9 protein-coding genes and 1 pseudogene are annotated in these 12,606 nt (G+C 66.2%); 7 read left to right on the top strand and 3 right to left on the bottom strand.

The features are described from left to right. Positions 1-18 precede the first annotated feature (18 nt). The 3 genes and pseudogenes from AC1PLS_RS09955 to AC1PLS_RS09945 all read right to left on the bottom strand — a co-directional run. Positions 19-508 (bottom strand): annotated as a pseudogene (locus tag AC1PLS_RS09955) (TonB-dependent receptor domain-containing protein); the annotation flags it as partial. Between the two features lie 274 nt (positions 509-782). Beyond that, positions 783-1,694 carry a CPBP family intramembrane glutamic endopeptidase gene (locus tag AC1PLS_RS09950; RefSeq protein WP_481104430.1) on the bottom strand — a complete coding sequence of 304 codons (912 nt, stop codon included), beginning with the start codon at positions 1,692-1,694 and terminating at the stop codon, positions 783-785. A gap of 446 nt (positions 1,695-2,140) precedes the next feature. Then, positions 2,141-5,296: a TonB-dependent receptor gene (locus AC1PLS_RS09945; RefSeq protein WP_481104429.1), complete on the bottom strand. Its 3,156-nt coding sequence runs from the start codon at positions 5,294-5,296 to the stop codon at positions 2,141-2,143. Positions 5,297-5,940: 644 nt separating this feature from the next. Here AC1PLS_RS09945 and AC1PLS_RS09940 point away from each other — a divergent pair. The 7 genes from AC1PLS_RS09940 (at position 5,941) to AC1PLS_RS09910 (ending at position 12,598) form a co-directional block, all read left to right on the top strand. After that, positions 5,941-6,681 carry a flagellar motor protein gene (locus AC1PLS_RS09940; protein ID WP_026064871.1) on the top strand — a complete coding sequence of 247 codons (741 nt, stop codon included), beginning with the start codon at positions 5,941-5,943 and terminating at the stop codon, positions 6,679-6,681. Between the two features lie 7 nt (positions 6,682-6,688). Continuing rightward, complete coding sequence (gene motD / locus AC1PLS_RS09935) at positions 6,689-7,663, top strand: flagellar motor protein MotD (protein WP_039515497.1); 975 nt, start codon at positions 6,689-6,691, stop codon at positions 7,661-7,663. Between the two features lies 1 nt (position 7,664). Beyond that, complete coding sequence (locus tag AC1PLS_RS09930) at positions 7,665-8,447, top strand: ParA family protein (RefSeq protein ID WP_024937682.1); 783 nt, start codon at positions 7,665-7,667, stop codon at positions 8,445-8,447. After that, positions 8,444-9,781: a chemotaxis protein CheW gene (locus AC1PLS_RS09925; protein ID WP_184517337.1), complete on the top strand. Its 1,338-nt coding sequence runs from the start codon at positions 8,444-8,446 to the stop codon at positions 9,779-9,781. Before AC1PLS_RS09930 ends, AC1PLS_RS09925 begins: the two co-directional genes overlap by 4 nt. Positions 9,782-9,884: 103 nt before the next feature. Then, positions 9,885-10,193: an STAS domain-containing protein gene (locus tag AC1PLS_RS09920; protein ID WP_024937684.1), complete on the top strand. Its 309-nt coding sequence runs from the start codon at positions 9,885-9,887 to the stop codon at positions 10,191-10,193. Further along, positions 10,190-10,555 carry a response regulator gene (locus AC1PLS_RS09915; RefSeq protein WP_002806565.1) on the top strand — a complete coding sequence of 122 codons (366 nt, stop codon included), beginning with the start codon at positions 10,190-10,192 and terminating at the stop codon, positions 10,553-10,555. Before AC1PLS_RS09920 ends, AC1PLS_RS09915 begins: the two co-directional genes overlap by 4 nt. A 33-nt stretch (positions 10,556-10,588) precedes the next feature. Next, complete coding sequence (locus AC1PLS_RS09910) at positions 10,589-12,598, top strand: chemotaxis protein CheA (RefSeq protein WP_039527454.1); 2,010 nt, start codon at positions 10,589-10,591, stop codon at positions 12,596-12,598. The last annotated feature ends 8 nt before the right edge of the window (positions 12,599-12,606 follow it).

The following is a 12,606-nucleotide window of genomic DNA, read 5'->3' as shown; positions in this document are numbered from 1 at the left end:
GGCGCCACACACTAGGACCTAGAACTTGTAGGTCAGCACCAGGTACTCCAGCCGGCCTGCGTAGCCGCCGGTGTAGAAGCGGACGCGGGTGTCCTCGCCCAGGTGCGAGCGTGACTCCTGCTTGGTCAGGTTCAGCACCGAGGCGGTGAGGCTGAGCGCCGGGGTGATGTTGTAGGCCGCGTTGACATCGATGGTAGTACGGCTCCTCAAAGACGTTCAACCCGTTGACCAGGCCTTGCACCAATTCACCGCGACGGTTGTACGACGCGCGCAGCAGCAGGCTATCGGTCTCGTAGAACCCGGTGAGGTTGATCTGGTTCCTGGCGCTGCCCGGCATGGAGGTCTTGCCGACCTCGGTACCGTCTTCCAGCCGCACCGCCGCCTTGCTGGCATCGTTGTAGGTGTCGTTGAACTGCACACCAAGGCCGAACGGCAGCGTGTGCTGCGCGTAAAGCTCCACACCCTGCGAGACCGCGTCCTGGCCGCCGGCCTGGGTGCTGTAGTTCTGAAACCTCAGGGTCAGGTCGACTTCCTTAAGTGAATCTGAGCCCGTTCTTTTGAGTGACCGCTTAGGGTCGGGAGCTGCCCTACCCCCGATAAACATCCCTAATTCTAGTATTGGATAGCAGTTCCCCTACCCTACCGAGAAGCCCCGTAGCGGAGCGTCGATCGGCCCACCGAGCGCTAGCAGACGCTCCATTGCGTTGTCGTCGCCGGTACGGCGCGAACCAGCATCCGATCGGCAAGGGCCGGGACGGGGCGATGCCGCCCAGGCAGTGGCGTTACCTGCTGGTCGGCGAAAAGTTCTGGGCTCCGCGCGTCTTTCGCCACTGGATCCACGCGATCGCGGCGACGAAGAAGACGCTGCACAGGTAACTGCCTTCCGGCCCTTGAGCGCCACCGGTCAGAGCGTCGAGGCCTTGCGGGCGTAGCGCCACCAGCAGCGCCGGCAAGTGCGCATCGATGCCGGTGACGGGCAATTCGAAGCCGGTCGCGAGCAACCAGTTCCACCCCGCGTGCCAGCCCATCACGCCCCAGATATTGCCGGTCCGCAGCGCCCAGGCGCAGGCGAACAGCGAGAACAGGAACGTGCCGAGCATGACCAGGGGCGGCTGGTGCGGACTGAAATGCAGGAAGCAGAAAACGAGCGACACCAGCAGCACTGCTACCGCGACATTGGTCTTGCGCGCCACCACCGACAGCATCCAGCCGCGGAAGATGACTTCCTCCACGCTCGCCTGGAACATGAAACTCAATAGCAGCAGACTGATGTGCAGCAGACTGACGGGCGACCGCCAGGCCTGCCCCAAGCCCGCCGCCTGCATGCCGCCAGCCATCCAGATCGCGACTACGACCAGCGCGATCGTGCCGAATCCAACGGCCAGTCCGCGAAGGAAGGTTTTCAGCGGCGCCGGACCGGTCAGCCCGATACTCGCCAGCGAGCGCCCTTCGACGAAGCGTACCCAGACGAGCACGGCCGCCAGCGTCGGCGCGAAGCCGATCCACAACAGCGCATACAAGCCAGCGAGGCCGATCGGATCGCCGTGCGGCGTCGACCAATGCTGCGACTGCATCCACCCGTCCAGCGCGATCGCTGGTGCCGCGTTGAACAGGATCATCAGGATCGGCGTCACCCAGGCCCAGGGCAGCCAGCCGCGGGCTGGATCGGGCGAATACAGGGCAACGGGGGTCATGCGGGGGGCTCCAGGTCGACGTGATCGCCGCTGCAAGTTGCCATCCGCGCGGGGGCGTGGCAATCCGCTTGCGACCAAGCCACAGAAGCCGCAGATGAATCACCCGGATCGCCGACGAAATGGCGCTGCGTCGTCGCCCGGGGTGTCGAAATAACGGGTCGAAATAACGGGCCCAGGTCCACTTCTTTTCAGCAAGGCCCGACTAGATCGCCGCATCGCGCGACGGTTTGACCGCGGTGCGGCAGCCAGCGTCGGCGTGGCCAGCGACGGCACCGGGGACAGGGAGAGCATTCGCACCAGCAAAGACCTCATGCGCTGAGATCCTGCGGTGAACGACCGCGCACACGCGACAATGTCGTCGCGGACAGCGAACACTGCAGTCCGGCCGTCACCGAACCATCGCGCCCATACCGCCACGCGGCAGGCATGGGCGCGACACGTTGGCGCTAGAACTTGTAGGTCAGCCCCAGGTACGCCAGCCGGCCTGCGTAGCCGCCGGTGTAGAAGCGGGCGCGGGTGTCTTCGCCCAGGTGCGAGCGTGACTCCTGCTTGGTCAGGTTCAGCACCGAGGCGGTGAGGCTGAGCGCCGGGGTGATGTTGTACGCCGCGTTCAGATCGACCTGGTAGTACGGCTCCTCGTAGACGTTCAACCCGTTGACCAGGCCTTGCACCAGCTCGCCGCGACGGTTGTACGAGGCACGCAGCAGCAGGCTGTCGGTCTCGTAGAACACGGTGAGGTTAGTCTGGTTCTTGGCGCTGCCCGGCATGGAGGTCTTGCCGACCTCGGTGCCGTCCTCCAGCCGCACCGCCGCCTTGCTGGCATCGTTGTAGGTGTAGTTGAACTGCACACCAAGACCGAATGGCAGCGTGTGCTGCGCGTAGAGCTCCACACCCTGCGAGACCGCGTCCTGGCCGCCGGCCTGGGTGCTGTAGTTCTGCACGGTAACTGGTTGCCCGTCGACCATCATGTTCACGTCGCTGATCACGTCGACCGCAAAGTTCTCCACGTTCTTGCGGAACAGTCCCACACCTGCCACCGAGCCCGGCTGGAAATACCATTCCAGCCCCAGGTCGAACTGGTTGGCCTTGTACGGCTCCAGGTTCTTGTTGCTGCCCGAGCCGTACCAGCCCTGCTCGCTGGCACCGCCGGTCAGGCGCCGGTCGGCCACGTACTCGGGACTGTAAAACTCCAGGCTGCCAGGCGCGGCGATGTCGTTGTAGCTGGGACGTGCGATCACCTTCGCGGCTGCCGCACGCAGCAGCAGGTTCTCGGTCAGGTCGTAGGCCAGGTTGAAACTCGGCAGCACGTCGGTGTAGTTGCGGTCCAGCCCGCTGACCACGAACGACTCGGTGCGTTGCACGCTGTCGGACAAACGCCAGTAGCCTTCGGTCCCGCAATAGGTGTCGGCCGGGGCGCCGCTGGGCATGGCGGCGCCCTGCTGGCAGGCCAGCGGATTGCCGTCGGCGCCATCGAAGAAGTAGTCGTTGTAGGCGGTCACCTTGTCGGTGGAATCGGCACGCTGGCCGGTGCGCGCCACCCGCACGCCGACGTTGCCACGCAGCCGCTCGGTGTGGAAGTTGAGTTGCAGGTAGGTGGAATAGATCTCCTCGTCGACGTTGTAGACGAAGTTGTCTTCGCTGCGGGTCTGCATCGCACCGTAGGTCTGGTTCAAATAGCCGATGTAGCCCGGGAAGTTGATCGCCGGGAACGCGCTGGCGTTGACGCCACCGGCCAGGTTGTCCTGCGCGAACAGCAGGCCCGGCGAGAACTGGGTGGCGATGGCATTGCAGCGCCCGTTCCAGTAGCGGTTGTCGTAGTCGCCCGGATCGGTGCCCGGGCACACCCAGTAGTTGTTGCCCGTACTGCGGTGGATGCCGCCGTCGCGACGCTTAAGGCCGAACTGCAGCGAGTCGACGACCTCGCCATCGAAATGCCAGGTGGTATCGATCTGCGCGTACTGCTGCTGATTGGTGTTGCGGGTCCAGGACGAGCCGGTCGAGCCCAGGTCGACCTGCAGGATGCCGTCGCGCAGGTTCTGCATCAGCTGCGGCGAGAATGTCATGGACGGCGTGCCGGTCAGGTCCCAGGCGCTGGCGAAGTTGCCATTGGTCCAGCTGCCGTCGGCGTTCTGCAGGCGCGGTTTGATCGGCAGGGAGAACTGTAGCTCCGGCCCGCCCTTGGCCCAGGTGCGGCCGACCTTGAACGCCACGTCCACCTGCTCGCCACGCCATTCGCCGCCCAGGTCCACCGTCTGCGACTGCGATTTCTCGATGTTGTAGCTGCCGGTGATCTGCGGCGTCGGCACCGTGCAATCGTCCGAGCCCCAGCCGCCTGGCGGCAGGCCGGCCGCGGCGGCCTGCGCCTCGCTGCAATAATAGGTCTTGCCCGGACGCAGGCTGTAGGCGGCACCGGTGACAATCGTGCCGCTGGGATCGAACTGCAGCCCGTCGAGCAGACGGCCGCCGCGCCAGTTGCCGTCGCCGTTATAGCGGGCAATGTTCCACTCGGGAATCTTGATGGTATTGGTCTGCGAGTCCTGCGACAGGTCGAAGCGGAAGTAGTTCGCGGTCAGCGTCAGGTCGTCGGTCGGCTTGAACTGCAAGGTCAGTTGCCCGCCCTTGCGCTCGCGCTCCTCGCGTTTGGCGTCCAGGCTGACCGCCGTCGGCATCATGAAACCGGTGTAGTAATTGCTGTTCTGGTCCCAGAAACCGGTACCGCCCCACCAGTTGGCGTTGAAGTCCGACGGATTGCCGTTCACGTCGACCGCCGGGCCGACTTCGTCGCGGCCGTACCACTGCCAGCTCTCGGTACTGGCATTGAGCGTGCGAGCGGTGCGCTTCTGCTGCGTGTAGCCCACGAAGACACCGAAGCGGTTGTCCTTGTCGTGCCACGAGTACGAACCGGAGAACTGGCCGTCGGTCTTCTTGCTGGTATCCGACCAGGTGCCCTCGGCCGAGACGAAGCCGGAATGTGGCTCCAGTTCCAGCGGGCGCCGCGTCTGCAGGATCACCGTGCCGCCGATGCCGCCTTCGTCGATGCGTGCTTCCGGGGTCTTGTACAGCTCCGCGCTGCCCAGCAGGTTCGACGGCAGCAGCGTGTAGTTGAACGAGCGCGTCGGGTCGCCGTTGGATTCGGCGGTGGCGATGTAGTTGCCGTTCAATTCGGTCAGCACCAGCTCCGAGGACAGGCCGCGCACACTGACGTTCTTGCCTTCGCCGCCGTCGCGGCTGATGACCACGCCGGGCACGCGCTGCAGCGCATCGGCCACGTTCTTGTCGGGGAACTTGCCCACGTCCTCGGCGGTGATCACATCGACCACGGCGTTGGCGTTGCGCTTCTGCTCCAGACTTTTTTCGATCGCGTAGCGGTAGCCGGTCACCGTCACCGCATCCAGGTCCGTGGCCTGCACCTCGGCCTGGCCGGTGGGCGCCGGCGTGACGCCGGCCTGCTGGGCGGCAGCGGTGGTAGAGGCGGCGCTCGCGAACAAGACGATGGCGATACCGGCGGACAGCGCGCTGCGGTTGCGTGCGAATGGCATGCAGTTCATTTCGATCATGCTCTCCCAATAGTGATTGGCTTCGGCCGATTCCTGTCGATCCAACGATCCGCCAAGAACGCTGCGCGAAGTGACACAAAAATATCCGGCGCCGTTGCGCCCCCCCTCCTCTTGCGTCCGCTTCCACGCAGATGCAATTAGATCGTTCTAATACCGTGGAAAGCTAAGTAGCACAGCCCATGCGGCAGCGCATTCTGCCCCGCAACAGGCCCGCGGCATTGCAAGGCATCCACGATGGCCGGCCGGCCCGCCACGCTTGCACGCGGCATGGCACGGCCTGCCGCGTTGCCGGCTGCAGCAGGCTGATCGCTGCAAGCAACACACCCTTGCCCGCAACCGGACGCAAGCGGTTTGCCGACGCGCCAGCACACACCTCATTTGAAACCGAGCTCAGCAACAGACTGGATCGACGTGAGGGCATCGCCTGCCACACGCCGCTTGGCGGCCATCGCCAACGCGATCGCCACACCGAACATGCGCGCGCTTGTTGCCTGCGTACACGCGCAAGCGCGGCGGGGCCTGCTGCGGCATCGATGACACGCCTTGGTCGGAAGCGCATGCGCCGATGACCTGTCAACCCTGCATCGACGCCAGCGTGTAAGCGGCCCATGCCGCAAAAACGACAACTTTCTGGCGCATCGACCGAGTGCGTCTATCAAGTCCGCCGGGCTCGCGCCGATATCGCTTCCATGGACAGACTCAGCATCATCGGACTGGTGCTCGCGATCGTGGCGATCGTGGGCGGCAGCGTGTTGAAAGGCGCCGGCATTTCGTCGCTGTGGTCGCCGGCTGCCTTCGTGATCGTGATCGTCGGCACCGTGGCGGCGATCCTGCTGCACACCTCGCCGGCAGTTTTCCGGCGCGCCTTCAAGATCCTGCGCTGGGTGATCCAGCCGCCGGCCAGCGACCGCCCGCAGTTGCTGGCGCGCATCGTCGAATGGAGCAACATCGCCCGCCGCCAGGGCCTGCTGGGCCTGGAAGACCAGCTCCCGCGCCAGGACGACGCGTTCCTGCGCAAGGGCCTGCAGATGCTGGTCGATGGCGTGGAGCCCGAATCCATGCGGCACATGCTCGAGATCGAAATGGACAACCAGGAGCGTCAGGATCTTGCCGCGGCCAAGGTGTTCGAAGGCATGGGCATCTATGCGCCCACGCTGGGCATCATCGGCGCGGTGCTGGGGCTGATGGCGGTGATGAAGAACCTGGCCGACCCGGCCATGCTCGGCCATGGCATCGCCGCGGCGTTCACCGCCACCATCTACGGCATCGCCTCGGCCAATCTGCTGTTCCTGCCGGTCGCCGCCAAGCTCAAGAGCGTCATCCACTGCAGTACCAACGAGCGCGAAATGGCGATCGAAGGCCTGATTGCGATCGCCCAGGGCGAGAACCCGCGCAACATCGAGTCGAAATTGGCCGGATACTTGCATTAGTCCCGTCATGGCCCGCCGTCGCAAACATCACGAAGACCATGGCAACCACGAAGCGTGGGCGATCCCGTATGCCGACCTGATGACGCTGCTGCTGGCGTTCTTCGTGGTGATGTACGCGATCTCCTCGCTCAACGAGGGCAAGTACAAGGTCATGGCGCAGGCGCTGACCACCGCTTTCGGCGGCTCGTCCACTGCCGCCAGCCCGGTGCAGATCGGCAAGACCCAGACCCTGGGCGCCGATTACGACCGCCCCTCGGTGATCAAGGCCGGCGCGCCGATGGCCGCCTCCAGCGGACCGACCGACCCCACCCTGCTGCCGTCGATGGCCGCACAGATGCGCATGCCGGTGTCGCTGCGTAACCAGGCGCAGCTGGCGCGCGCGCAGCGGCAGATGGACGCGGTGGCCCAGCAGCTGAGCAAGACGCTGGCGCCGCTGATCGAGCAGAAACTCATCACCATCCGCCGCAACGACCTGTGGATCGAGGTGGAGATCAACAGCGACATCCTGTTCGGCACCGGCTCGGCCTCGCTGGCCGGCAGCGCCCGCGGCACCCTGTCGGCGCTGGCCGCGGTGCTGCGCGATGCGCCCAATGGCGTGCGCGTGGAGGGGTATACCGACAACCAGCCGATCGCCACCGCACAGTTCCCCTCCAACTGGGAGCTGTCGGCCGCGCGCGCCGCCAGCGTGGTGCACCTGTTTGCCGACGACGGCGTGGCCCCGCAACGATTGGCGATGGTGGGCTATGGAGAATTCCGCGCACGTGCCGATAACAGCACTGAGGCGGGACGGAATGCGAACCGGCGTGTGGTGTTGATCATCCTCGCTGACTCGGCTGGCTCACTCGCACCCGATCCGCCATCGCAGATGCATGCGACCGCCGCCGGGGCGCCCAAGCTTCCCAAGTCTGACGGCGGCCAAACGGCCGTCACCACCGAAAGCGGCACAAGTTCCGTCCCCGCCGTAATTCAAGGAGTGCAGTGAGATGCGTATCTGGGCAATCGCCAACCAAAAGGGCGGCGTCGGCAAGACCACCACGACGCTGGCATTGGGTCGCGGCCTGGCCGCGCTCGGCCACCGGGTATTGTTGATCGACCTCGATCCGCACTCCTCCCTCACCCGCGCGTTCGGTGTGGCGATCGACCCGCCGCCGCGCGGTGTGCTGGACCTGTTCGGCACCCCGCCGAGCGACCTGGCCAGCCTGGCCCATGAAAGCGCCATCCCCGGCCTGTCCTATGTGTGCGCACAAGCCGCACTGGCCACGCTGGAACGCCGCAGCGCCAACCAGCCCGGCCTGGGCCTGGCGCTGCAGAACGCGATGACCCGGCATGCCGGCCAGCACGACTACATCCTGCTCGACTGCCCGCCCACACTCGGCCTGCTGATGATCAACGCCCTGGCCGCCTGCGACCGCGTGGTGGTGCCGACCCAGGCCGAGCCGCTGGCGCTGCATGGCCTGGCCAGCATGGTGCGGACTGCCGACATGGTGCAGCGCTCGCGCCGCCGCGCGCTGCCGGTGTCGATCCTGCCGACCCTGTTCGACCGGCGCACCCGCGCCGGTACCGAGACACTCAAGGAGATGCAGGACACCTATGGCGCCGTCGTCTGGGAAGACGCGGTGCCGGTGGATACCCGAATCTGCAATGCCGCCGCACTGACCGTTCCCGCCACCGGCGGCGACTACCAGGGCCGCGGCCTGTCCGCCTATCGCCGCGCGCTGGAATGGGTGCTGGCCGATGACGCGATGCGTATGGAGCAAGCTGCATGAGCAACCACACCGCCAACGGTGAGCTGGACGACTATCTGGAAGGCCTGTTGCACGATACCGGCGTCGAGATCCCCGCTGCCACCGCTGCCGCCCCTGCTGCCAGCGAAACTCCGGCGCCTGCGGACGCAGACCTCGCGCTGGCCGAGCCGCCGGTGCAGGCTGCAGCGGCTCCCGAAGCGGCCGCCGTGTCGGAAGCGGCTACCGCCCACGCGGTTGCCGCGGTGCTGAGCGCCGACGCGATCGCTGCAGACTTCCTCGCAGAAATGGATGCCGACCCGGCCTTCGGGGCGCCGGTGGCTGCTGCGCCCAGCGCCGCGGATATCGCTGCCGATTTCCTCGCCGAAATGGATGCCGACCCGGCCTTCGGGCCGCCGGTGGCTGCCGCGCCCAGCGCCGCGGACATCGCTGCAGACTTCCTGGCCGAAATGGATGCCGACCCGGCCTTCGGGCCGCCGGTGGTCGCTGCACCCAGCGCCGCGGATATCGCTGCAGACTTCCTGGCCGAAATGGATGCCGACCCGGCCTTCGGGCCGCCGGTGGTTGCCGCGCCCAGCGCCGCGGATATCGCTGCCGATTTCCTCGCCGAAATGGATGCCGACCCGGCCTTTGCCGCCGCTGCACCCAGCCCGTTCATGAGCACCGCCGACCTGATGGCCGAAATGGACGCCGACCCGGCGTTTGCCACCGCTGCCTCCGGCGCGGACCTGCTGGCGGCCGATCTGTTGTCGGAGATGGATGCCGACCCGGCCTTCGCCGATGCCGCACCCGCCCCGCCGGCACCCGCTCCGGCACCGCCGCGCCCTGCACCGGCACCGCACCGCGCACCACCGTCGCCGATCTATCCGCAAGGCCTGCAGGCGCTGCTGGCTCCCGGCCAGGCCGAGCACATCCAGGCCGAACGGCGCGCCAGCGAACGCAGTACGCGCTGGCTGCGCCTGCGCTGCGGCGAGCAGACCTACGCGCTGGAATTGCTCAAGGTGCAGGAAGTGGTGCTGCCGGTGCCGCTGCTGCCGCTGCGCGGCACCGCCAGCGCAATGCTCGGCATCATGAACCTGCGTGGCCAGGTGGTGCCGGTGATCGACCTGGGCATGCATCTGGGCTCGGCACCGATCGACATGGATCTGCAGACGCGTGTGGTGGTGCTGGAAGAAAATGGCGAAACCATGGGCCTGCGCGTGTCGGCGGTGGAGGATGTGACCAGCCTGACCGATCAGCAGATCGAGCCGCCGGACAACGCCCGCCTGTGCCGCATTTCCAACAACCTGTTCCGCGGCGTCGCGCGGCTGGGCCATCAACCGATGATCCTGCTCGATGCCAGCCATCTGCTGCATTGATCCAGCGCGCAGCTGACGCGCACCTGCACACGCAACGATTCAGCGTTAAAGCTTTCCCGCCCCCCGCCGTTAGTACGCATAGAACCATCCGTTCGGAGCAACAATGAGCACAGTGACATTGGGTGAGGATCTCGGCATCGAGACCAGCGCCGACCTCAAGCAGAAGCTTGCCGCGTTCCTGACCCAGGACGGCGACCTGGTGCTCAATGCCGGCGACGTCCGGCGCATCCATACCGCCAGCGTGCAGTTGCTCTGCGCCTTTGTGCAGAGCCGCCGCCAGGCGGGCTTGCATACCGAATTCGATGGCTGCAACGACACTTTTAGAGATGCGGCCCGTCTGCTCGGCGTCACCGACGCGCTCGGACTTTCCGCATCCAATGACAACCTGAAATCTGTGGAGAACGCCGCATGAGCGCACGTATCTTGGTGGTGGACGATTCGGCGTCAATGCGCCAGATGGTCTCTTTCGCCCTCACCTCTGCCGGCTTTGCCGTCGAAGAAGCCGAGGACGGCGCCGTTGCGCTGGGCCGCGCGAAGGGCCAACGCTTCAATGCGGTGGTGACCGACGTGAACATGCCCAACATGGACGGCATCTCGCTGATCCGCGAGCTGCGCCAGCTGCCGGACTACAAGTTCACCCCGATGCTGATGCTCACCACCGAGTCGGCGGCCGACAAGAAGTCCGAAGGCAAGGCCGCCGGTGCCACCGGCTGGCTGGTCAAGCCGTTCAATCCGGAACAGCTGATCGCCACCGTCCAGAAAGTTCTGGGTTAATCCTTACTCGCTTCACCATCGGATCTCACGCCCATGAGCATGGACCTGCAACGTTTCCACGCCACCTTTTTCGAGGAAAGCCGCGAAGGGCTGGACGCGATGGAGGCCGGGCTGTTGTCCCTTGAAGAGGGCAACCGCGACCCGGAAATCATCAACTCGGTGTTCCGCGCCGCGCACTCGATCAAGGGCGGCGCGGCCACCTTCGGTTTCGAAGCCGTCGCCGGCCTGACCCACGTGCTGGAGACGCTGCTGGACGAGCTGCGCTCCAACAAGCGCCAGCTCGAACCCAATGCGGTCGACGCCATGCTCGGCTCGGTCGACGTGCTGCGCGCCCTGCTGCGCGAAGCCGAACACGGCACCCCGGCCGACCCGGCCGCGGTCAAGGCCGTGCATACCCGTTTGAACGCCGTGCTGGCCGGCGAAGCGCCGACCGCCGCCGCGGTCGCCAAGCCGAAGGAAGAAGAGCCCGAGGCCTGGCATATCGGATTCACCCCGGCGCCGTCGCTGTTCATGAGCGGCAACGACCCGCTGCGCATCATCCGCGAGCTCGAGCATCTGGGCCCGCTGCAGATTGCCGCACGCCTGGAGCGCATGCCGGGCTTTGAGAACATCGACCCGCTGGAAGCCTACCTGGCCTGGGATCTGGGCCTGATCGGCAAGATTCCGCGCAGCAAGATCGAAGACACCTTCGCCTGGGTGGTGGACGATTGCGAGCTGGACATCCGCCCGATGGCGGTGCCCGGCCCGCCGCCGAGCCTGGCCGTCGAAGCCGCTGTTGCGGCACCGGTCGCCGTCGCTGCGGCACCTGCCGCTGCTGCCGAACCTGCGGCCGCTGCTGCTGCCACGCCGGCCAAGGCCGCCGCTGCCGAAGCGGAAACCTCGATCCGCGTCAGCGTCGACAAGGTCGATGCGTTGATCAATCTGGTCGGCGAGCTGGTCATCACCCAGGCCATGCTCAAGCAGGTCTCCACCGGCCTGGATCCGGCGCACGCCGAACAGCTGTTCGCCGGCCTGGATCTGCTCGAACGCAATACCCGCGACCTGCAGGAAGCGGTCATCGGCGTGCGCATGCTGCCGGTGGATGCGGTGTTCCGCCGCTTCCCGCGCCTGGTCCGCGACCTCTCCAGCCGCCTCGGCAAGCAGGTGCGCCTGCGCACCATCGGCGAAGGCACCGAGCTGGACAAGGGCCTGATCGAAAAGATTGCCGATCCGTTGGTGCACCTGGTGCGCAACTCGATCGACCACGGTCTGGAAATGCCCGATGCGCGTCGCGCCTCCGGCAAGGACGAGACCGGCACGATTACCTTGGCGGCCTCGCACCAGGGTGGTCATATCGTGATCGAAGTCAGCGACGACGGCCGTGGCCTCAATCGCGCCAAGATCCTGGAAAAAGCCGCCGAACGCGGTATCGCCGTGCCGGACAACCCGACCGATGCGCAGGTGTGGGACCTGATCTTCGCACCGGGCTTCTCCACCGCCGATGCCGTCACCGACCTGTCCGGCCGTGGCGTGGGCATGGACGTGGTCCGCCGCAACATCCAGGGCCTGGGTGGCGAAGTGCAGCTGGAAAGCAACGCCGGCAGCGGTACCCGCGTACTGATCCGCCTGCCGCTGACCCTGGCCATCCTCGACGGCATGACCGTGTCGGTGGCCGGCGAAACCCTGATCCTGCCGCTGGCCTATGTGCTCGAAGCCCTGCAGCCGGCACCGGAAGACATCCGCTCGATGGCCGGCGACGGCCGGGTGCTGCGGGTCCGCGGCGAATACCTGCCGATCCTGTCGCTTACCGATTACTACGGCTTCGGCGGGCAGCAGTCCTCGCAGGAACCGCTGGTGGTGGTGGTCGAAGGCGATGGCCAGAAGATCGCGCTGGAAGTGGACGAACTGCTCGGCCAGCAACAGGTGGTGGTCAAGAACATCGAGAACAACTACCGCCGCATCCCGGGCGTGTCCGGCGCCACCATCCTGGGCGATGGACGGGTCTCGCTGATCGTGGACATCGGTGGGCTGGTGCGCTCGCTGCGCGTGCCGCAGGCCGCCTGAGTCAGTAC

Source organism: Xanthomonas sp. NCPPB 3218 (genome assembly GCF_056725185.1).
The sequence above is the reverse complement of the archived record's forward strand: the minus strand, read 5'-3'. Positions and strand labels throughout refer to the sequence as shown.

Bases quoted from the DNA above. Each gene is read 5' to 3' on its own strand.
- AC1PLS_RS09920 (WP_024937684.1), top strand. From the start codon at position 9,885: ATGAGCACAGTGACATTGGGTGAGGATCTCGGCATCGAGACCAGCGCC.
- AC1PLS_RS09925 (WP_184517337.1), top strand. From the start codon at position 8,444: ATGAGCAACCACACCGCCAACGGTGAGCTGGACGACTATCTGGAAGGC.
- motD (WP_039515497.1), top strand. From the start codon at position 6,689: ATGGCCCGCCGTCGCAAACATCACGAAGACCATGGCAACCACGAAGCG.
- AC1PLS_RS09940 (WP_026064871.1), top strand. From the start codon at position 5,941: ATGGACAGACTCAGCATCATCGGACTGGTGCTCGCGATCGTGGCGATC.
- AC1PLS_RS09910 (WP_039527454.1), top strand. From the start codon at position 10,589: ATGAGCATGGACCTGCAACGTTTCCACGCCACCTTTTTCGAGGAAAGC.
- AC1PLS_RS09915 (WP_002806565.1), top strand. From the start codon at position 10,190: ATGAGCGCACGTATCTTGGTGGTGGACGATTCGGCGTCAATGCGCCAG.
- AC1PLS_RS09950 (WP_481104430.1), bottom strand. From the start codon at position 1,694: ATGACCCCCGTTGCCCTGTATTCGCCCGATCCAGCCCGCGGCTGGCTG.
- AC1PLS_RS09930 (WP_024937682.1), top strand. From the start codon at position 7,665: ATGCGTATCTGGGCAATCGCCAACCAAAAGGGCGGCGTCGGCAAGACC.